Origin of the sequence: Pseudoalteromonas nanhaiensis (assembly GCF_051235485.1) — a bacterium.
Taxonomy (GTDB): domain Bacteria; phylum Pseudomonadota; class Gammaproteobacteria; order Enterobacterales; family Alteromonadaceae; genus Pseudoalteromonas; species Pseudoalteromonas lipolytica_C.
Genome location: NZ_JBPNYQ010000013.1, coordinates 51,350 through 72,918 on the forward strand (window position 1 = coordinate 51,350; position 21,569 = coordinate 72,918).

The 21,569-nt window shown below is 40.4% G+C and carries 20 protein-coding genes and 1 tRNA gene; 10 read left to right on the forward strand and 11 right to left on the reverse strand.

Going from position 1 to position 21,569, the window contains the following annotated elements; genetic code table 11:
• Window positions 1–250 precede the first annotated feature (250 nt).
• Complete coding sequence (gene proB, locus ACSFVZ_RS12465) at window positions 251–1,351, forward strand: glutamate 5-kinase (RefSeq protein ID WP_135923275.1); 1,101 nt, start codon at window positions 251–253, stop codon at window positions 1,349–1,351.
• On the forward strand, window positions 1,348–2,595 hold the full coding sequence (locus ACSFVZ_RS12470) for a glutamate-5-semialdehyde dehydrogenase (protein ID WP_135923276.1): 1,248 nt from the start codon (window positions 1,348–1,350) through the stop codon (window positions 2,593–2,595). The genes proB and ACSFVZ_RS12470 overlap by 4 nt, the downstream gene beginning before the upstream one ends.
• A 131-nt stretch (window positions 2,596–2,726) precedes the next feature.
• Here the strand turns inward: ACSFVZ_RS12470 and ACSFVZ_RS12475 are convergent.
• Window positions 2,727–2,802 (reverse strand) — tRNA-Ala (locus ACSFVZ_RS12475).
• A 166-nt stretch (window positions 2,803–2,968) separates the two neighbouring features.
• Between ACSFVZ_RS12475 and ACSFVZ_RS12480 the strand changes: the two genes are divergently transcribed.
• Window positions 2,969–3,355: a hypothetical protein gene (locus ACSFVZ_RS12480; RefSeq protein WP_253038513.1), complete on the forward strand. Its 387-nt coding sequence runs from the start codon at window positions 2,969–2,971 to the stop codon at window positions 3,353–3,355.
• The gene (locus ACSFVZ_RS12485) at window positions 3,356–3,856 is read left to right on the forward strand and encodes a prolyl-tRNA synthetase associated domain-containing protein (protein WP_295509337.1); all 501 of its coding nucleotides are present in this window, start codon (window positions 3,356–3,358) and stop codon (window positions 3,854–3,856) included.
• Here the strand turns inward: ACSFVZ_RS12485 and ACSFVZ_RS12490 are convergent.
• The gene (locus ACSFVZ_RS12490; RefSeq protein WP_435558978.1) at window positions 3,823–4,959 is read right to left on the reverse strand and encodes an MFS transporter; all 1,137 of its coding nucleotides are present in this window, start codon (window positions 4,957–4,959) and stop codon (window positions 3,823–3,825) included. The genes ACSFVZ_RS12485 and ACSFVZ_RS12490 overlap by 34 nt on opposite strands.
• Before the next feature lie 232 nt (window positions 4,960–5,191).
• On the opposite strand from ACSFVZ_RS12490, the gene ACSFVZ_RS12495 reads away from it, so the two are divergent.
• From ACSFVZ_RS12495 to ACSFVZ_RS12515, 5 genes are all read left to right on the forward strand, one after another.
• A complete protein-coding gene (locus tag ACSFVZ_RS12495) occupies window positions 5,192–5,731 on the forward strand; it encodes a DUF2058 domain-containing protein (protein ID WP_135923280.1) in 540 nt (179 codons plus the stop codon).
• Window positions 5,732–5,836: 105 nt separating this feature from the next.
• Window positions 5,837–6,160 carry a c-type cytochrome gene (locus ACSFVZ_RS12500; protein WP_135923281.1) on the forward strand — a complete coding sequence of 108 codons (324 nt, stop codon included), beginning with the start codon at window positions 5,837–5,839 and terminating at the stop codon, window positions 6,158–6,160.
• Between the two features lie 128 nt (window positions 6,161–6,288).
• On the forward strand, window positions 6,289–7,056 hold the full coding sequence (locus ACSFVZ_RS12505) for a class II aldolase/adducin family protein (RefSeq protein WP_054552449.1): 768 nt from the start codon (window positions 6,289–6,291) through the stop codon (window positions 7,054–7,056).
• A 9-nt stretch (window positions 7,057–7,065) separates the two neighbouring features.
• Window positions 7,066–8,241, forward strand: coding sequence for a mandelate racemase/muconate lactonizing enzyme family protein (locus ACSFVZ_RS12510; protein ID WP_435558979.1), 1,176 nt, complete (start codon window positions 7,066–7,068; stop codon window positions 8,239–8,241).
• A gap of 408 nt (window positions 8,242–8,649) precedes the next feature.
• Complete coding sequence (locus ACSFVZ_RS12515) at window positions 8,650–11,670, forward strand: TonB-dependent receptor (RefSeq protein ID WP_199527642.1); 3,021 nt, start codon at window positions 8,650–8,652, stop codon at window positions 11,668–11,670.
• Window positions 11,671–11,788: 118 nt separating this feature from the next.
• Here the strand turns inward: ACSFVZ_RS12515 and ACSFVZ_RS12520 are convergent, their stop codons facing one another.
• Window positions 11,789–12,739, reverse strand: a complete 951-nt coding sequence (locus ACSFVZ_RS12520) for an FHA domain-containing protein (RefSeq protein WP_235383135.1) — start codon at window positions 12,737–12,739, stop codon at window positions 11,789–11,791.
• 120 nt (window positions 12,740–12,859) lie between these two features.
• Here ACSFVZ_RS12520 and ACSFVZ_RS12525 point away from each other — a divergent pair, with 120 nt between their 5' ends.
• Window positions 12,860–15,424: a protein kinase domain-containing protein gene (locus ACSFVZ_RS12525; protein ID WP_435558980.1), complete on the forward strand. Its 2,565-nt coding sequence runs from the start codon at window positions 12,860–12,862 to the stop codon at window positions 15,422–15,424.
• Window position 15,425: 1 nt separating this feature from the next.
• On the opposite strand, the gene ACSFVZ_RS12530 is transcribed toward ACSFVZ_RS12525, so the two are convergent.
• The 8 genes from ACSFVZ_RS12530 to ACSFVZ_RS12565 form a co-directional block, all read right to left on the reverse strand.
• The gene (locus ACSFVZ_RS12530) at window positions 15,426–15,905 is read right to left on the reverse strand and encodes a hypothetical protein (protein WP_435558981.1); all 480 of its coding nucleotides are present in this window, start codon (window positions 15,903–15,905) and stop codon (window positions 15,426–15,428) included.
• Between the two features lie 70 nt (window positions 15,906–15,975).
• Window positions 15,976–16,338: a hypothetical protein gene (locus tag ACSFVZ_RS12535; protein WP_135923286.1), complete on the reverse strand. Its 363-nt coding sequence runs from the start codon at window positions 16,336–16,338 to the stop codon at window positions 15,976–15,978.
• Between the two features lie 152 nt (window positions 16,339–16,490).
• Window positions 16,491–16,868: a hypothetical protein gene (locus tag ACSFVZ_RS12540; protein ID WP_235383133.1), complete on the reverse strand. Its 378-nt coding sequence runs from the start codon at window positions 16,866–16,868 to the stop codon at window positions 16,491–16,493.
• Window positions 16,869–16,925: 57 nt separating this feature from the next.
• The gene (locus tag ACSFVZ_RS12545) at window positions 16,926–17,768 is read right to left on the reverse strand and encodes an amidohydrolase family protein (protein ID WP_235383132.1); all 843 of its coding nucleotides are present in this window, start codon (window positions 17,766–17,768) and stop codon (window positions 16,926–16,928) included.
• On the reverse strand, window positions 17,765–18,490 hold the full coding sequence (locus ACSFVZ_RS12550; RefSeq protein WP_135923288.1) for an SDR family NAD(P)-dependent oxidoreductase: 726 nt from the start codon (window positions 18,488–18,490) through the stop codon (window positions 17,765–17,767). The genes ACSFVZ_RS12545 and ACSFVZ_RS12550 overlap by 4 nt, the downstream gene beginning before the upstream one ends.
• 9 nt (window positions 18,491–18,499) lie before the next feature.
• Window positions 18,500–18,988, reverse strand: coding sequence for an FKBP-type peptidyl-prolyl cis-trans isomerase (locus tag ACSFVZ_RS12555; RefSeq protein ID WP_135923289.1), 489 nt, complete (start codon window positions 18,986–18,988; stop codon window positions 18,500–18,502).
• Window positions 18,989–19,052: 64 nt separating this feature from the next.
• Complete coding sequence (locus ACSFVZ_RS12560) at window positions 19,053–20,537, reverse strand: LysM peptidoglycan-binding domain-containing protein (RefSeq protein WP_425343218.1); 1,485 nt, start codon at window positions 20,535–20,537, stop codon at window positions 19,053–19,055.
• A gap of 43 nt (window positions 20,538–20,580) precedes the next feature.
• Window positions 20,581–21,567, reverse strand: a complete 987-nt coding sequence (locus tag ACSFVZ_RS12565; protein WP_235383131.1) for an MBL fold metallo-hydrolase — start codon at window positions 21,565–21,567, stop codon at window positions 20,581–20,583.
• Between the last annotated feature and the right edge of the window lie 2 nt (window positions 21,568–21,569).

The window sequence follows — 21,569 nt, forward strand, 5'->3', positions numbered from 1 at the left end:
AGCTTTTTACAGCGATACATAAACAACACTTATCTTTTTTATCAACTTATGGTTTATAACCGTTTGGTCTACTGACTGAATAAAAGTTGTGCTATATCTAATCGCAGTCGTTGCGTGGCATAGTCGTGTGTATAGATAAGTGGTTTGACAAAGTGATAATAGTCAGTGCGTTTAGTGATACTAATCGCGAGTCTTTTTATCAGTGGCATAGTGGCACTGAACAGATAGTAAAATGGAAAGTTGAACAGTTATGCAAAAGTTTAAATGGCGACGTATAGTATTAAAAGTTGGTAGCGCATTGATCGCACCGGAGCAGGACGGGTGTCGTTCTCGCTACTTACTAACCATTGCACAGTTCATCGTTCGCTGTCGTGCGCAAGGTATCGAAGTAATTTTAGTGTCATCGGGTTCGGTTGCTGCAGGTTCACACTTGTTTCCAAAGCAAGAAAAGCGCTCAGTGACAATGAAAAAAGCGATGGCAGCAGCCGGTCAAACCGAAATGATGGCAATGTGGGATCGCTTCTTTGATTTCCCATCTGCGCAAATTTTATTAACACACGGTGACTTACGTGACCGTGAGCGTTATACCAGTATACGTGAAACAGTATTTACTTTACTGGAGCACGGTGTATTACCTATTATCAATGAAAATGACACGGTAACAACCGATGATCTTAAAGTGGGTGATAACGACAACTTATCAGCCATGGTTGCTGCTGCGGCAGATGCTGATGCGTTAATGATTTTTTCAGATGTAGACGGTCTTTATAATAAAAATCCTAATTTACATGAAGATGCGGTACTACTTCCGGAAATCGAAAGCATTGATGAATCGATTTATGCAATGGCAGGCTGTGCTACAAGCGCAGTAGGTACAGGTGGTATGAAAACGAAAATTGAAGCGGCAGAAAAAGCGACTTCACACGGTATTACTACCTTTATCTTGAATGGTTTCAAAGAAGAAACATTTAATCGATTATTAGAGGGTGACAACCCAGGTACAATCTTCACACCTTATGAAAAGCCAATGCAAGAAGCTGTGCACTGGATGACACACACTGCAAATGAGCAGGGTGAGGTTGTTGTTGAAGGCTCAATTGACGAGTCAACCGAAGATGGTTGTATTCGCAGCGATGAGATCGTTGCAGTACATGGAGAATTTGGCGTAGGCGATACTATTTTAGTCCGCAGTGATGATGGTACGCGTCTAGCAAAAGCGACAGCGAATTACAGTAGCTGTTTATTGAATTTTATTGCTGACAACGAGCAAAGTGAATTTAGCGAAAAGATGCAAGATTCAATCGGCCCAGTTGTTTCAGAAAAAGATATCGCATTATTGGAGAAGTCATGAGTTTAATTACGGATATTTCGAGTCAAGCAGCTAAAGCGGCTACGCAGTTAGCCCTGCTTGATACTGCTACTAAGAATCAAGTTTTAACTGAGATGGCAGAGGCGCTACGTGAAAGCAAAGCCTTTATCATCAAAGAAAACGAAAGTGATTTAGCGGCAGCGCGTGATAATAACCTTGCTGCAGCTATGATTGACCGTTTAACGCTTAATGATGAGCGCATTGAGGCAATGGCTGAAGGTATTGAAGTAATTGTAAGCCTTGATGATCCAGTTGGTCAGTTGCGTGAAATTTCAGAGCGTCCTAATGGTATTAAGATCAGTAAGATGCGTGTACCACTTGGTGTTGTGTGTATGATCTATGAAGCACGCCCAAATGTGACGGCTGATGCGGGTGCATTATGCTTTAAATCAGGTAATGGTGTTATTTTACGTGGTGGTAAAGAAGCACTTCGTAGCTCGCAAGCTATTGCAAGTGTGATGCACAAAGTACTTGAAAAGCATGGTTTACCAGCAGCGTTAATTTCGGTGATCCCAGATCCAGACCGTGGCTTATTGATGGAACTGATGCAACAGCGCGACACTATTGACTTAATCATTCCGCGTGGTGGTGAAGGTTTAATTAATTTTGTAACGGAAAACAGCACCATTCCAGTAATTCAGCACTTTAAAGGTGTATGCCACCTTTATGTAGATAAAGATGCTGACCTGAATGTAGCAATCAATTTACTATTGAATGGTAAAACTCAGCGTACTGGTGTGTGTAATGCTCTAGAAGGCTTAGTGGTACACCAAGATATCGCCGATGAGTTTTTAAATCTGTGTGCTGTTGTTCTTCGTCAAGAAGGCGTTAAAGTAAATGCAGATGCGAAAGCTGCCGAGTACTTTGATAATGCAACAGTACTTGCTGACGACGAGTTTGGTGAAGAGTACTTAGATCTAGAAATCGCAATCAAGGTGGTACCTGACTTTGCCGGTGCTATTGATCATATTGCTAAGTTTGGTTCAAACCATACCGAAGTGATTTGTACTAAAGACAAAGCCGCTGCAGAGCTATTCCAACGTAGTGTAGATGCATCTGTGGTAATGGTTAATGCGTCATCGCGTTTTTCTGATGGTTCACAGTTAGGTTTAGGTGCTGAGATTGGCATTGCGACAACTAAGCTACATGCTTATGGTCCAATGGGTCTTGAGTCACTTACAACTGAAAAATATTTAGTGAATGGCGAAGGTCAAATTCGTGAGTAATCACTAAAATATTGTTTAAAAAGCCGGGCTCTGCTCGGTTTTTTTGTGTCTAAAATAAAACGAATCGAAATATAAAGATGAGTTTTTTAGATATTTAAATTTGGCAGATTGCCTAAAGAGAGGTAGGAAAGTGGTGGAGCTAAGCAGGATCGAACTGCTGACCTCCTGCGTGCAAGGCAGGCGCTCTCCCAGCTGAGCTATAGCCCCACATTCCTAAAATACAGGATGCTTAAGTCTTGCGTCTCAAGCGGGGTGAACTTTAATTATTTTTATCTTTTTGGTCAAGTATTTTTTTTAAATTGATCGAATTTTTACTCTGAAGTTTTATTTTTGCTAGACTAGAGCCCATTCACTGTACAAGGCTTATCCAATAATGAAAAAAATAGCATGGCTTTTACTCGCATTACTTGCTGGTTGCGCAAGCCAAGAGGAGGCCCCGCCTTTTGAAATTAATAATAAACAGTTTTACGAAAAAAATGACGACCAAGGCAATAAAATTTTTGCCTATGTAGTGTCAGTTAAGGCGCAAGGAAGACGTCCAATCAACCTTGATAAGCCAATGACACGTAGTCAGTTTAAAGACTTTGCTGAGCAAGAAGTATTTGAAGAGTCGAGCAACTTAAAACTCATGCTCGAAGATCAAGCGGTCGAATTATTAAATGAAGAACTTAAAGCACGAAAATACTGCGACGATAAACACATTATTGACGAAGTATTATGGCGTGATTTAAGTGTGCAATTACGAGGACGTTGTTTGTAAATGTATGCAGATAAGAGCAAGTTGGCAGCTACGCTAGCTCAGTTAGATATCAATTATGAGGTGATTGAGCATCCACCATTGCACGGCAGCTTAGATGCCGACAAATTTATGCTCGATAGACCGGGCACACGATTAAAAAACCTGTTTTTACGAGATAACGAAGGCAAGCGCCACTTTTTAGTGATCACCGCTCACGATAAGCAGCTTGACTTAAAAGCTATTGCTCAGCAGCAAGGGCTATCGCGCTTAGGATTTGCATCTGATGAGCGATTAGCGCGTTATCTTAAAGTGCCACCGGGCTGTGTTTCTATGCTGGCACTTTTAAACGATAAGCAAAATAATGTTACCCTTTGGCTAGACCAAGAAATTTGGTTTAACGAGCTTTTTCATTGTCATCCTTTTGAAAATACGGCTACATGGCTGATGAAAAAAGACGACTTAGAGCTATTTTTTGAAAGTACCGGCCATCAACCGCGTATTGTATTTCTCCCTGCCAAATAAACTAAGCTTAAACCTACTAAGCAAACTAAAAGTAGCACGGTCATAAAAGCAATTTGGCCGTGTTGCTGATACACCAGCCCTGGCAATAATGAGCCCAGTGCGCCACCACTGTAATAAAACGAAACATATCCCCCATTGGTTACACTTGCAGGAGCGTTGCTGATTTTATTAACCAGTGGGGCTGCACTAGAGTGGATCACAAACATTGCACCGCAAAAACCAGTAAAAGCAATGACAAAAAGTACTAATTGTTGGCTCATTAAAAGCACCATCGTCAGGCTATAAAAGACAAATACCCATGTTAGTAAGCGCCAAGGAGTTGATGACTTTCGTAACAGCCAAGGGGTAGCTATAGAGGCAAGTGCTCCCAATAAATAGCCACTGTAAACCAGACCAATATCTCGAGTATTAGTGATAGCAAAGCTATCTTGTAAGATGAAGGGCAAATAATTTAACAGCGCCGCAAAGCAAAAGAACATACAAAAAACGGCTCCGTAGAGCTTTAGCACAAGCGGATCTTTTAATTGTTTCAGATATAGCAGTGGTGACTGTGCTGCATGAATTGTGGCAGTTTTGCTTGATTTAGGGATAACGACAGCAAACAGTATTAACCCTAGTGCTATCACATAATAAAAACTTTGCCAGCTTAAAAAGTCAGTGAATAAGGCTGCAAGCATACGACCAAAGTATCCACCGACAATGGTGCTACCAATATAAAGAGTCATATTACGTTGTAATTGGTCAGCCTGATAAGTTACACCAATATAACTGGTCATGGCTGTGAGCGCAGCAGGCAGGGTGATCCCTTGAATAAAGCGTACCAGCAACAGCAGCTCAAAGCTTGGTGCTAAAGTAAAAGCAACGCAGCTTATAGCCAACACAAACATGGCAATCTTTAAAATTGTTAGCGGGTTTCGCTTAGCTAAAAATAAGCCATACACCAAAGGAGCAATGGCTAGTGGCAGCATAGTCGCGGTCATTAAGCTACCAGCAGTGGCTGGCGAGACAGAAAAATGACTAGCAAATAATCCAAGTAACGGTTGTGGGGCGTATAAAACAAAGAAAATAAATACAGAGCAAAGTAACAAATGTCGCAGCTGCATTTTTAGCTCCCAAGAGGAAAAGCTTTAGCTTATAGGGTACAGCTTTTTTTACAAGTTCAAAGACGACTAAAATGATAAATCTTGCGTTAAATCAATATGTCATGATTTCATCGCATGTTAATCTCACAGCAATATACTCGATTGCAGTGAATCATCTAAGCTGAACACTGTTATTTGTTCGTATTGCTGATTAAAATAACCCTAATTAGGCATTTTTATATGGAATTTAGTCATGGGTTCATTACAAGATCAATTACTTAAAGCAGGGTTAACAACGTCACATCAAGCTAAGGTGGCTAAAACTGAAAAGCGTAAGCAGCAAAAGAAGAAGAAAAAAGGTGCTACGAGCAACCCAAGTGATTTACAAAAGCATATTGAACAAACAAAGCTTGAGCAGCAGAAAAAAGCCGACGAGCTTAATAAAGCACGTTTAGAAGAGCAAAAACAGCGTGAGCAAGTGGCTCGCGTAAAGCAGATTTTAGAGCACCACAATCAAGATGAAATTCGTGGTGATCGCACCTTTAACTTCACTTATCAAAATAAAGTGAAGGAGCTAGAGGTAAATGAAAAAACACAAAAAGCCCTTGCAGGAGGCCGTTTGGCAATTTGTGTTTTAGAAGGCCAATTTTTTGTACTGGAAGACGAACCAGCACGAAAAGTCGCTGAAGTTAGCGAAGACTACATAGTGTTCCATGTTGAGCCTGAAGATAAGCAGAAAGATGAAGATGATCCGTATGCTGATTTTGAAGTACCTGATGATTTGATCTGGTAGTTATCTTATACCGGCCACCATTACAATTTTCGGGTGCAATATTGTTAAATCATGGTCTACACTAAAGAAAATGTTTAATAACCCGTCAAAAAAGAGAAGACTAATATGAGCAAGATTACAAAAGTTTTATGTGGGGCTGGCATTGCAATGGCAGCAAGCCTATCTTTTAACACAATGGCAGCAGATGGTGCAGCACTTTACACAGCTAAGCTATGTCAAACATGTCATGGTGCAGAAGGTAAAGCACCTATCATGCCTCAGTACCCTAAATTAAACGGCCAAAATAAAGAGTACTTACTAGCACAAATGAAAGACATCAAGTCAGGTGCACGTAGTAACGGTATGGCTGCGGCAATGAAAGCAATGGTTGCAAACGTATCTGAAGAAGAAATGGCTGCAATTGCTGATTATTTATCGCAAGTAAAATAAACGCCACTTTAGCAAGAAAAGGCCACATCTGTAGATGTGGCCTTTTTGTATCAGCTATTGATCATCGATTAATAGTGTTTTAGACTTCTATACATCTATTTGTGCTTGTCACATATACAAGGTTTCCCATGTTTGACTTACCAAAACTCGATTTAAAAAATAAAGTATCTGAACAAGAATGGCAGCTACGCGTAGATTTAGCGGCATGTTACCGTTTGGTTGAGCATTTCCGTTGGGGGGATTTAATTTACACCCACCTATCGGCGCGCTTACCAGGCACGGATCACTATTTGGTAAATGCATTTGGTTTAAGTTTTGATGAAGTGACTGCATCAAACCTTGTGAAGGTGGATTTAGCAGGCAATATTCTTGATGACACGCCGTTTAAAATTAACCCGGCGGGCTTTACGATTCACAGTGCCATTCACGAAGTACGTGATGACGCACACTGTGTTATTCATTTACACACAAAAGAAACCATCGCCGTTGCAACGCAAGAAAAAGGCCTGTTGCCACTTAGCCAATACTCAATGTTCTCATTGCCATCATTGTCTTATCATGGCTACGAAGGGTTAGCGGTAAACAGTGATGAGAAAAAGCGCTTGCAAGATGACTTAGGCACCACCAACCACATGTTATTGGTTAACCACGGTGGTTTAACCGTTGGCCCAACAGTGGGTGATGCGTTTATGCGTTTTTATGATTTACAGCGTGCCTGTGAAATTCAATTAGCTATCCAAGCCAGTGGTCAAACAGCAATCCCAGTACCACAACCTATTATCGATAATATTTATAATCAAGCGAATGTCGTGCATAGCGGCAGCACCGGTGGCCAGTTAGCTTGGCCGGCGATGTTGCGTAAAGCTTATCGTCTTGATCCTAGTTTTGCTCAGTAAGGAGTAACCATGAAAGTTAATCGCGTCGAAGTGTTCGATATTCATTGTCCAGACAGACCTGCTTGGACACCTGTTTTTGTGCGTATTCACACTGATGAAGGTATTAGCGGTGTGGGAGAGGCAGGCCTTGCTTATGATTTAGGTCACAGTGCTGCAGCGGCAATGATCAAAGAAATGGCTGATGCATTTTTAATTGGTCATGACCCATTTCAAACAGAAAAACTGTGGTCACGAATGCTACGCGAAAGCTTTTGGGGTTTAGGCGGTGGTCCTGTTGTGTATGCCGCAATGAGCGCTATTGATACCGCACTTTGGGATATTAAAGGTAAAGCATTAGGCTTGCCTGTTTACCAGCTATTAGGTGGTAAAGTTAACGATAAGCTACGTACATACGCATCACAATTACAGTTTGACTGGGACAGCGAATTTAAAGCACTTGTTCACCCACAGGAATACGCAGAAGCAGCGCTTAAGGCGATGGCTGAAGGGTATGATGCGGTTAAAGTTGACCCAATCCAGTACGATAAAAACGGTAACACTTATTACGATCGTACTAACATCATTTCTCGCGCAGAAATGAAATTGTATCGTGCACGTATGCAAGCCATTCGTGAAGCGGTAGGTGACGAAGTTGATATTATTTTTGAATGTCACAGTTTGCCAGGTGCGACATCTGCAATTCAAATTGGTGAAATTGCTGAAGAGTTCGATTGTATGTATTACGAAGAGCCAGTGAACTACTTAAATCACTCATTACATGCAAAAGTTGCCGACAAAGTAGCGGTGCCAATTGCTGGTGGTGAGCGTTTGTATAACCGCTGGGGTGTGCGTCCATACTTAGAAGATCAAAGTATTGATGTGCTACAGCCAGACTTAGGCTTGTGTGGTGGTTTCACTGAAACTAAAAAAGTGTGTGATTATGCCGATATTTTTGATGTGCGTATTCAAGCTCACGTGTGTGGTGGCCCAGTAGCAACAGCAGCTTCGTTACACTTAGAAACCGCAATTCCTAACTTCTTAATTCACGAGCATCACACTTATGCAATTAAAAAGTGGAACCGTGAGCTATGTATTCAAGATCCACAACCTAAAAATGGTTTCTTCCAAGTATCAGAAGAGCCAGGTATTGGTATTGAGTTAAATGACGAAGTGGTTATCCGCTCACAACGTGTTGAGATTAAATAACACTAGTTCCCATTATCAGAGTTGAAATTTATCTTTAAACAATAAAAAAGCCCGTTAGGGCTTTTTTTGTAAGAAAGTGTAATTGTTAACATTTATTTATTAAGCTTTTTTATTAAATAATAGGTGTGTAGCTCAATGTTGATACCTTATTTTCACTCTTTAAAATGTTAAATATTTTGGTCTATTTTGTTGTTTTAATACTTTTCATATGTTCATTGTTTATGTTTCTAAGATTATATATGTAAAATTCATTGATTACATATAGTTACATTTAACCCGTAATTCTAATAAATATGGATTTTTTGTAATATATTTATATTTTTTAATTTACATTTTTGTTTCACTTTACTAATGTAATTGTGCCTTTTAAAAGGCGTGAATAATTATAATTTAAACAGGGATACAAAAATGAAATCAATGTTTCGGAAAAGCATAACCGCGATAGCAGTTACTGCATCGCTAGGTCTAGCCCTTCCCGCATCAGCATCAGACGTTATTGGTTCTGTTCAGAATGTGGCAAATACCTCTTCATACACTGTAAAAGTAAAAAACCCAGCAACAGGTTTAGAGCGTACTTTAAATATTTCAGAAAATGGAACGTTCCGCTTTGCATCACTACCTTCAGGTAACTATGACATTCAGATTCTAAAAGACGGTAATGTTGTTGCTGAAGACAAGGTTCGTGTTTCTTTAGGTGCTAACTCAAAGGCAAACTTTGATTTAGCAAGCGTTTCAAATTCGGGTCCTGAAGTTATTCAAGTTGTCGGTGCGCGTATTTCATCTATCGACTTATCTACAGCTGACTCAGGTTTAGTTATTACTGATGCTGAAATTGACCGTATGCCTATCAGCCGGGATCTTACGTCAGTTGCGTTACTTGCTCCTGGTGCGGTTAAAGGTGATAGTGCATTTGGTAACACAGCGTCATTTGGTGGTTCATCTGTTGCTGAAAATGCGTGTTATATCAATGGTCTTGAAGTAACGAATACGCGCCAAGGTTTGGGTTGTGGTGAAGTTCCATTTGAGTTTTACGACCAATTCCAAGTAAAAACGGGTGGTTACTCAGCGAAGTTTGGCCGAGCGACTGGTGGTACGATTAACACCACAACTAAAAGTGGTACCAATGAGTGGGAATTCTCTGCAGTTGTGCAATATGCTCCTGACTCGCTTCAAGAAGAAGGCTCAATTTCACGTGGTAATCAAGGTGCGGGGCAAATTTTCCGAGATGAAAGCTTAGCCTCTGATAATAGCGCTGATATCACCTTGGCAGTTGGGGGTCCATTAATAGAAGATACTTTATTCTTCTACGGCTTAGTGAACCCTCGTGATACAGAGTCTACATACACTTGGGGTGGTGACGAATTCTCACCAAACGATCAATACCGTAAAGAGTCAGCATCAGGTGGTGATAACCTTTTCTGGGGTGGTAAGCTTGATTGGGATATTACAGATAACCATCGATTGAGTTATTTTGCTTACTCAAACCGTCGTGATATTGAGCGCTCTGTTTATGAGTATGATAATGGTGCAATTGGCGATCGTATTGATGGAGCACTTCTAAAGCGTGGTGGTAAAGCACAAAGCTTAAGCTATACCGGTATCTTAACAGAAGACTTAGTAGTTACTGCAATGGCAGGTAACATCAAAACTGAATATGAAACTCAGTCTGAAAATCTGGTTTGTCCAAGTGTAACTGACTCACGTGGTACTTCAAACCCAATCACCGGCTGTGGTGCTGGGGGTAGTTTTGGTGCAAATAACGATGACAATACACAATATCGCTTAGATGTTGAGTATGTGTGGGATGCACACGAAATTAGCTTTGGTATCGATTATCAAGAGCGTAAATCAGAGCGAATCAGCCAACCAATTGGTGGTCATAGCTATGACTATCGTACACTTGCTGCAAATGGTAGCTGGCAAGCAGATAATGGAGCGCTTACCAATAACACAGGTGCTGCACTTGATTATGTTGAAGATCGTATCTTTGACGGTGGTGGTAGCTTTGAATCAGAATTAACAGCTTACTATCTTGAAGATAACTGGCAGGTAACTGATGACTTTGCTGTGAAAGTTGGTTTACGTATCGATGAGTTCGATAGTTGGGGTACTACAGGTAAGTTATTAACGAGCTTCAAAACTGATATTGCACCGCGCTTAGGTTTTACCTGGGATCCAACAGGTACAGGTGATACGAAAGTTTATGGTACTTACGGCCGTTACTACCTACCTGTTGCAAATAACACGATTTTCCGCGCAGCATCAGGTGTAAGTGATATTACAACTGCATACACATATACTGGGGTTGATCCAACAACAGGTGCACCAACAGGACTTGCTCCTTTGGCTGACGCTATCGGAAGTGGTGGTTTAACTAATTCACAACAAGTAAGTGGTGTACCAGTTATCCCTGAAAAAGATATTTTCCAAGCAAAAGAAGCCGATCCGTTCTCTAAAGATGAGTACATCCTTGGTGTACAACAAGCGCTTAACGATGAATATACAGTGGGTCTGAAAGGTACCTATCGTGAAGTTGCAACTGCACTTGATGATTACTGTGGCCGTTATGCATACCCATATTGCGTCATGATTAATCCAGGTTCAACATCAAGCTGGTACAGCGATGGTTACTACTGGAATGGTACTGATTGGGGTGACTCAAGCTTTGATAATGATGGTGTTCCTGACGAAGGTTCACTGACAACTTACTCAGCTGAAACAATCGGCTTACCGAAAGCAAATAATGAGTATACATCAGTTGAATTCAGCTTAGATTACCGCGCAGAAACTATCCGTTATCAATTTGGTTATACTTGGGCACGTAGTGTAGGTAACTTCGAAGGTGCTGTTAAATCAGACATCGGTCAAGCTGATGCAGGTATTACGCAAGACTTCGACTTCCCAGCAGTAATGGATGGTTCACAAGGTTATCAACCTAACGATCGTCGTCATACCTTTAAGTTCTTCGGTAGTTGGGAGCCAGTTGAAAACTTAACTGTTGGTTGGAATGCAACACTTCAAAGTGGTCGTCCACAAAGCCTATTTGGTCAAGGTTACCCATCAAAAGATCCAAACCTAAATGGTGGCTGGGGTGATACTTTCTACATCTATACGAATGAGTGCCCAGACACGAATGGTGATGGTGAATGTCAACAAGACGAAAAAATCTATGAAAAACATAGCCGTGGTACAGCAGGCCGTACTCCATGGACATTTAACTTAGATTTATCAGCTGCATATAACTTCACAGTATCTGATATTGATATGCGTGCGACTATTAATGTATTCAACGTTCTTAATAGCCAAGAAATCACATCAGCTAATGAGCACTATGAACAAAATGAGGGTGAAGTTAACTCTTATTATGGTTCAGCGTATACATGGCAAGCACCTCGCTATGTGCGTTTAGGTTTTGAAGCTCGCTTCTAATATAAGAACAATCAATTTGATTGTCCCCTGACTAAAAAAGCCCGTAAGGGCTTTTTTTATATCTACTTTTACTGCTGTCATCGCCTTGCAACTGTGATACAACAGCCGATTTATCAGGCTATTCTGTTGATTCACATGCCTGTCCTTTGTAAATCACATAATGCTCACCACCAAAGCGAACTTTTCCTCGCTTACGTTCAATAAGTGTATCTGCTGACATATTATTAAATGATTCAATAAATTGCTTACGAGCACGGTGGATTTGAATATTGACATGGCATTCATTAATACCTAAATCGCGGGCTAGTTTTTTTACTTGCACCCAGCCTTGCACCTCGGGTGCAAATTTATTTTTAATATCTGCTAGTTTATAGCGCGCTAATAACACGGTGAGGTAATGATGCGAGCGTACATCAAAGTCTTGTAGTCCATCATTGTGCTTCACTTTTAACTCAGTTTGTTCTTCGTCTAAGCTTAAGCTGAAGATAAATTCTAAATCATTGGTGGAGATAGGGCTTAGGTCAATCGTGTTTTCTTGTGAGGTCATTTCAGCTTTAAACAACTGCCACTGTTGACCGTCGATAGCTATGGTTTGACCTTCTTCGAGGGGAGAGACCTGGTGATCATCGGTACTTTCGAAGCACCACATGTAATTGTGAGGATCAAAGTAGACGATTATTACGGGGTCGTGGTTGTTAGGCAGAAAGTGATATCGTTCCAGTACAATAGCATCAAGCGAATCATTAGCAACGGGTAATAAAAGATCCTTCGGTGGCTCAATTGAGGTTAATTGATAAGTTACCTTATTAAGTTCAGAAAAGCTGATTTTATCATTTAAAGCTAATTGAGATTTGCTGTGTTTTTCAAGCTTTCTACCATTAAGCCACACGCCATTTTTACTCAAATCACGAATGTACCAATGTGGCTCAACCCACTCAATCACAGCATGTATCCGAGTGATTTCTGGATAATTTAATAGTGTATCTACAGAATGAGCTAAACGGCCAAAGCGATGGAAGTCGCGTAAATAAATGCTTTTACCAGAGTCTTTACAGGTAAGTACTGCCATAAATACATCCTTATATATGGAGAAATTATTTTGTATTAGCATTTTATTATCATTTATTTTGCTTTTAATTAACATTGGGGGCTAAACTAATAAATATGCACTTAACTGACCGAGTTGTTTGTGTTTTTATTAAAGGATTACTATAAACAGGTACAAGTACTGGCGCAAGGAGGGATGAGCACAATATACCTTGCGACAGACGTGCAACTGAACAGGCAAGTTGTACTTAAAGTCATGAAGCTAAAGAGTGACAATGTTCAACGTGCCATAAACGAAGCACAGCTCATTGCAAGCTTTAATCACCCAAATATCGTGCAGCTCTATAGAATCCTTCATGAGGATGAACAGGTTTTATTAGAAATGGAATACGTTAAAGGGACCACACTTGCACATCTAATAAAAGAGCGGCAGCTCAGTATAACTGAGAAAATAGATATACTTTCGCATATTTGTGATGGCTTAGCAGGTATTCATGAAAAAGAGATTCTGCATCTCGATTTAAAGCCCGCCAATGTATTGATAAGTGAAAATGGTGCAGTGAAAATTGCAGACTTTGGTATTTCAAAAATAAAGCACAAAGACATAAACACACAGACTACAAGTTTTGGTAGTTTGAAAGCAATGTCACCAGAACAACTTAATAACGAGACATTAGATTTTCGCAGCGACCTATTTTCATTGGGGTTAATGGCATATCAACTATTTAGTGATGTTCATGCTTATATAAATCAAGCTAAAAGTACAGCAGATCAAGATATTGCTGCAGCAATAAAATCATCCCCTTGCCGTGCAAATTACGAATCTATTTATACTATATCACCCGATTTGGCAGTACTAATTAAAAAGCTATTGGCCTTTAAACCAGAAAATAGACCAACAAGTGCGGGCTTGGTAGCTGCACAGTTTAAAAGTATTTTAGCAACGCTCAGTTTTGATTGCCCTACTGTTGAAGTGAAAGATATCGAAAAGCAGCAAAGCGTCCCCCTAGTTGATAAAAGGCTTATGTACTTAATCGGCTTTACAGTGTGTTTTGGTTTGCTGATTTGGGCTTATTTGGCGGTGCAAACGAAGGAGTATATTGCGCTTTTACCAATTGATTTTACATCGACAAGCGAAGTGACAGAAACACAAAAGAGGTTACTTAACTTGGGAGTCACTGACGCAGTAACTGAGTTATTGTTAGAGAGTCGGCATTATGCTTTGATTTCAGAACAAGAAATTAAACAAACACAAAACGTATTGGGTAAAGAAGCTAGTTTGAGCGGGTTGGCAAGTGCACTCGGTGCATCAAAGTTATTAGTACCAAAACTAGACTGCAATCCTTTGTCGTGTGATTTTAGTTTGAGTCAGCTTGATCAAAATGCCACAGTAGTGAGTAAATATCGTACCGCGACAGATAAAGAAAACTATCTAAATATATACAATTCGGCACTTTCTTCGGTGCAGAGCTTGCTTGATGTAAAGATTGCTGAGCACAGTCAGTTATCCTTGTCTGATGAATTTGTTGATAAATATGTGTCACTTGTGGCACTCGTTGCCAATAACTTGGAAAGCTCTAAAGTAGAGAAATCAATAGCAGAGTCGTTGCTTTTTCAGCGTGCTGATTTTAAACCTCTTTACCCGCTTTATCGAAAAATTATGTTGCGACTTTATAAGATGACGCAAAATATTGCGCTTATAAAAGAGCTACAAACTCAGCTAGATAATTCACCCGAGTCTTATCGTGAAAGCCCTGCTTACTTAATTGATTTGTTGGAAATATATCAACACGCAGGTGAGCAAAGTAAAGCTTATAAGGTTATTAAGCAAATTCAAAACTCATCATTAGAGGCATATCAAAAGCAGAGTATTTTAGCTGTTTACTATAATCGAATTGGCGATCTAGAAAGCGCATTAACGCATGCTCGCAATGCATACACACTTAGACCAACTTTGCTCGCAACAAGAAATCTAGCGATTGCTTACCTCACTCAAGGACAGCGTGCTGAAGCTGCCACTTATTTAAAAGAGGTTTTACGCTACAACCCTTCGGATATTGTGACGCTAAAAACATTGGCTGATATTTCATTGTTATCTGGAGAATTAAAAGAGGCGCAACAACATTATCAAAAATTAATTGATTCAGGGCAGCAGAGCCCTTCTATACTTAGTAATTACTCTATCGTTCTCTCCTTGCAAGGCGAGTTAGATGAGGCATTAATATTTGCGAATCGAGCTATGCTATTAGCGTCAGAAACATCTACCTTGCAGCTAAATTACGCTGACTTACTTTATTTAAAGGGCCAGACTGCTGAGGCACTCTCCTTATATGCAAGAATTAATAAGCGCCTTGATGCTTCGCCAAAGAATATTGCTGAACAATTAGAAAAAGCGCAGGTATTGATTCATCTAGAGCAAAATCAATATGCTATGAATCAAATTGAACAGGTATTAATTGCGCAACCTGATCTGGCAGAAGCATATTTTGTTAAAGCAATACTTCAAAGTGTACTAAATGAAAAATACTCAGCGCTAGCGTCAATAGAGCAAAGCATTAAGCTGGGCTGGAGCCCAGTTTTTTATCGCTTAGGTTGGTTTAAACCGTTATGTTCCGAGCGTAAACTCGCCACTTTAATTGGTCAGTCTCATTATTTATTTTTATGTAATCATAATAAAAGCGCAGAGATAGACTCTGCGCATTTATAAATTAGGTTGGTTCCATGTCCTCAATGATGACACGAGGATCTTGAGAGAAGTAACGCATAAGCGAGTTAATATCTCCATCTCTTTTGGCAATTAGTCGAAAATTGATCTCATAATTTGCTTTTTGATCTAATTGTCCTGCAATAGCCTTATTTGGACTGTTAGCTAATAATTTTGCTAGCTCTTTTGATAATGCTTGATGAGGTAAAATGTTCGAAATAGTGACAACCAATGCTTTGCCATTATTTGCGACAATACTGTTGAGTTGATAGTTGAAATTGTCTTTAGCATCAGAGAAGTAACTGCCATTTTCGGCGAAACTCCAATCGGATTCTTTAGCAAGTTCGTAATAGATGTTCAGGCTGTCACCTGCAAGTAGATCTTTGTAGTTAATTTTAATTTCTTCGGCACTCGCGCCAGACTGAGAAGTGATTTCCCATGGGCCGTTGTCATTGGGAATAACAAAAAAGCTAAGATCGTTCATGATATAAAATCCTGTTTTCTAATTGAGGAGCTGCTTATTTAATTCATAAGCAGCTATAACTATAGGTTGTTTAACAAGAACCCCAAATTGTGCCGCTCCATAGCGGACTATTATTTGCGTATACCGTTGCTTTAATTCCATTAAATGGAGGAACACCAAAGCGAAATCCACACGTTTGCATACATACTTTAACCGATGTACCGCTTGGAATTGGTAAACTTACTGAAAAACAGATATTGCCGACTACTGGAAAATTAACGCAAATTTTGCCATTTTCATAACTGGCGCCAACGCACGCTGAAATCTGTGCGGCTAACGTGGATGGATGAAACTCAAGAGGTTGATTAGCTGCCGTCTCGCTGGTCGCTAAACTAATAGAATGATCTTTGGTTAGATCGGGTACTAAGTTGGTATTTTTATCGCTGTCACACATAGTCAAATTCTCCTTGCATAATTTTGAAGTGGCAACAAACAAATCTCTAAATAGGTAATTTGCTGTTTGCCTGTTTGTGCAAGGAAAAGGATAGGTAGTTCTATTACAGCTTGTTATTACAGATTATTACATGATGGTATTTTGTTTTAATATCAATTGATTGGTTTGCATTTTACCAAAGGCAGTGGCTCGGTTGCTTTACTATCTAAATGGCGAACAAAGCAGATTTGGTTTTTAATCAACAGCTCAAAGCGTTCTGGTATATTTGGATGTGAACCGCTGAGTGGATTCCCTTGTATATCAACGCCATTCAAGCTTTCGATGACAAGTATGCTGCTATTGATAAATGCCTCGTCGGATACCTGAATAGGCTTACTGTGCATTAACCTTGAAATGCCTTGTGCTATTAAGGTGCTTTGTGGCTCAGTAACGCGTGCGTGTTGAAGTTTAGGGGTTGGTTGTTGGGTATGTGAACTACAGCCAAACAAAACACTAAGTAGCAAGATACAGGTTAGATGGGCTCTCATCATAGCTCCATTAAGTTTACAGTGCCTAATAAAGGTTATTATATTGAATATAGTCAGCTTCTAATCAATTAGATAGATTGCACGGGCATTTTTAAAACTGAGTTGTTGCCATACATTGTACTGTTTACACAATGAAAAATAATGCTGCCAACATTGCTCATAGCTGGTATTGATTTGGCAAACAGGGAAGTTACTGGCAAACATGATTCGATGTTCACCAAAATAGTTTAACAGTTGATCCAGTAACCAGCGGTGCTTATTGGCCGCGAGCGTTGTAAATTCTAAACCAGAAAACTTAATCACGATATTATCGCAGCGACTTAATTTTATAATCGCACGTAGCCAGTTTTGCTCATTATTAATAAAGCCTAAATGATTTATAACCACCTGTAATTTAGGAATAGCACGACAGTAATGCAGTAACTGTTCGGTTACCTGTTGATTTTCAATCTCGAACTGAGCTTCAAATATTAAGTGTTTACTAGCAAGATAAGCAAGGTTCTCTTGGCAATGCGGGTCTAATAAACGCATTGAGTCACTCCCTTCGGTTATATCACGAATGCCAGCAAGTTGAGGTTGCTCTAAGGCTGACATTGCAGCGATAAACTGATTGCTAGGAGCATTAATGGCGCTAAAGCTAATTGCTTTATAGGGCATACTTTTCAAGTGTTTGCTAAGCCAGTTAAGCTCATTGACCGGCGCTTGGTTGTCGAAGCCTGCTTCAATATGCACCAGTGCTTCTAGTTGAAATGGACACGCTGCTTTAAGCTCTGCAGCGGTTGTTTGCGCTTTAATTTTATCGAGGTTTGGCCAAGCAGGAGGAGTGTTGCCTTGAAGCCAAGTATATTGACCCTCAGTGAGGTTAAAAAAGTGCACATGGGGGTCAATAATCTTGTCGCTCATTGTGTGGTGTATCCACCATCAATGCTTTGCAAGCTACCAGTGATAAAGCTCGCTTCAGGACTGATTAAAAAGTTCACCAAAGCGGCAATTTCTTCTGGTTGCCCTAAGCGACCTAAAGGTTGCAGCGCAGCTTCTTCAGCAACAACCTCAGCTTTGTTGGCACCACTTTGCTGACAATATGCATCAATCGCATTATGGAAAAGCGGCGTTTCTATCGTGCCCGGACAAACCGCGTTAGCACGAATGTTAAACGCGGCATAATCCAGTGCTGTGGTTTTTGCCATTGAAGCCAGTGCATGCTTGGTTAGGTTATAAGCAAACGAATTTGGTTTGCCAATAATTGCCTGATCAGAAGCAACCAATACAATGCTGCCACCTTGCTGGCTTTTCATGCTAGGTAATACGGCTTGAATTGCAGCATAAGCACCTTTTACATTGAGCGCAAACAGGGCATCAAACGTTGCTTCATCAGTGTTTTCAATGTTGGCACTCAAATGACGACCTGCATTGGATACTAAGGCATCAACGCGACCCGTCTCGGCAATGATATCGGCGATAACCGACTTCACCTGCTGAATATCACTAACGTCACAGTGGCGATAATTGCCCTCAGATGGGGTGATATCTAAATTATAAACGGTGTAAGCTTCACGCTCTAAACGCTCAACAATCGCTTTGCCAATACCTTTACTGCCGCCTGTGACAATTGCAACGTTTGTCATCATTTACCCTTAGTGGCTGTGGCCACAGCCGCCTTCACCGTGCACATGACCGTGTGATAACTCTTCGGCTGTTGCTTGGCGAACATTAAGCACTTCAACGTCAAAAGTCAGTGTTTTACCAGCAAATGGGTGGTTTAAGTCACAATCTGCATTGAAACGACCTACTTTAACGATCGTTACTTGATGACGACCTTGGTTTGAATGAACAATAGCAGTCATACCTGGCTTCCACACTTTTGTGTTGCCTTGTAAGTGCTTAAGTGGAATACGTTGGATCAGATCGTCAACGCGTTCGCCGTAAGATTCGCTAGGCTCAAGTGTTACGCTGAAGTTATCGCCAGTAGTTTTTCCTTCAAGCGCTTTTTCAAGACCCGGAAGCATGCCTTCAGTGCCATGGATATATGAAAGTGGCTCGCCATCTTTGCTAGATTCAATTTGCTCGCCCGCTTCACTCAAAGTGTAGTGAAACTCAACCACTGCGTCTTTACTGATTTGCATGTTATTACTCTTTAGAATTTAAAATATAAGCGTTGATTTTACGCTAAGCGCTTTGGCTGAGCAATCAAGGCTTTTTCAATGAGCTTTCAATACCAGATAACATTACTTCGCTGGCTGATGCTTGCGGCTCGGGCTGCATTATTTGTGGCAAGTGCAAAGTGAGTATGGTGCCAGGTTTAATTATGCTGGTGGCGGTTAGTTTATTCCACTTTGCAACATCTTTGTGAGGAACATCGTAAAGCTGACTGATACTCCAAATAGAGTCCCCAGGTTTTACTTGGTAATTAACTGCAATAGTTGATACCACATCTTCTTGTTGCTCTAAGTAAGGACTAATATCGTAATCCACGATGAGTGATTTTGGCATGGTGTGAGGCTTTGTTAAACTCAACTGCTCGCCAATTTTAATTAAGTTCGAAGACTTGTTATTCATCTTTTTTAAATCAGCTACTTGCATACCAAAGCGGGTGGCGATGCTGTATAACGTATCACCTTTTTGTACCGTGTACTCTCCAGCAAAATTATTTCTAAATAGCTTACTTTGCAACAAGGTTTGTTGCTCGACAGGCAGGAGTAAGGTATGGGGGCCGTTTGGAGAGCTTTGGTTTTTTAAATAACCAGGGTTCAATTTGTGTAGCTGTTTACGCCCCACCCCTGACAAACTAGCAATAACTGAAAAATCGAACTGCTGGCCGATATTAAACTCAGTAGTCAGTGCTTTATTTGCTAGCCTTGGGCGCTTAAGGCCGAGTTCAGGATGTTTTAGTAAATAACTCAGTGCCATTAACTTTGGGATATAGTCGGCAGTTTCTTGAGGTAATGAAAGAGACCAATAATCTGTTTTTTTACCCAAGCGTTTGTTTTTTGCTATGGCTTTTTTTACTCTGCCTTCGCCACTATTGTAAGCTGCTAAAGCATGCAGCCAGTTACCATCAAACCGTTTATGTAAGTAACGTAGATAGGCCAAAGCAGCATCAGTTGAGGCTAATACATCTTGACGACCGTCATACCATTGATCGCTTTGTATGCCAAAGTGATAGGCGGTTGCTCCAACTAATTGCCACACCCCTACGGCATGTTCTGATGAGCGAATTGTAGGCCTGAAGTCACTTTCTACAAAAGGTAATAATGCCAACTCCATTGGTAACTTTTGTTGCTCTACACGGCGGACAATATGATACAGGTAAGGCGCAGCACGTTTGTTAACTTTCAGTAAGTAATTAGGTTGTGCTAAATACCATTTAAGACGAGCGGTAGTATGTGCATTGGTTTGGAAAACAAGGCTTAAATTATTCGCAATGTGTTGCCATAACTCTTCGGCACGTGCAGTTGGTAATGGAGTATTATTTACTGGCACAGGCTCTTTTGGTGACACCTTTATTTGGGGCGTCGCCACGATAAACTCGTTTACTTCGAGTTGGGGGGCTAAGTCAGGTTCATAGTGGCTGAAGATAGCTGGCCGCTCTGAGTGTTCCTGAGCAGTGTCTTGCTGAGTAAGTTGGCATCCTTGTAAGCCAATAATAAAGCTCAGCAAAAGTATGTCTTTCAATTTTATACGAGCCATATAATAAAATCCTTTTATTATTTTAGCGCTATTTTGACAATTTGGCCTTCTTAAGTCCAGCTTCTAGAAACATAGTGAATGCCCGATTACCAATTTCATCAAGCTGATATTGCTGTTTGATCTGTTCAGGAAAAAGCTCAATTAACTCCTCAACCGATTTATCTGGCTGCGCTTTTGTAAGGGTAATAATTGCGTTTAAAAATGCGATTGGTTTAGCTAGTTCTGCTGTATTTAGCTGTTCGCCATGGCCGGGTAAAATAGTCACGAGCTCAGTGTTATTGTGAATTTTTTTGAGCGCTGCTAGCCAGTTTTCTAATTCGCCATGACCAGGGTAGGGTAAGCTATCAACGATATCTGCACCAACTAACACTCTGCCATGATCAGCGGTAATGGTTAAGTCACCTTGAGTGTGAGCCCGATAAGGCGTTAATGTAATAGGGTAGTGACCTAATTCAAGACTAGTCTGCTTTGATACGCTTATGGCTGGTGGGTTTAAACTAAGCTCTCGCCAGCGAAATAAACGTTGTTTAGCAAGGGTTAATTTGTCTCGCCAAATAGTTTGCTGATCTTCAGGCTGATTCGCCAAGCGTTGGTAGCTAAGCTCAATACTTTTTTCATAACCATCTAGTTTATCTTTTAATGCTTGTTGCATTGCTGCAAATTCACTAGCCACTTGCTGATGTACAATTAGTTTGGCATCAGGAAATTCAGCTTGTAATACGGCTAACCCTAACAAGTGGTCATCGTGAAAATGACTCGCCACTAGATAACATAAGGGGGTTTTTAAACGTTGTTTTAATTGCTTGGCAAGGCTTTCAACTTCTGCAAAGTTACCGCTTGCATCTACCATCAAAGCACACTTTTTTCCTTCAATGAGTACTTGGTTTGAATCATAAAAGCGTAACTTACTTTGTTGTTTTAAAAATTGAATTTCAGGCGTGATTGTATGCCAGCTAACATTTGCTTGTGCGTTTAACCCAGTAAATAAAAAAAGTAATGCAGCAGCAATTCGCATAT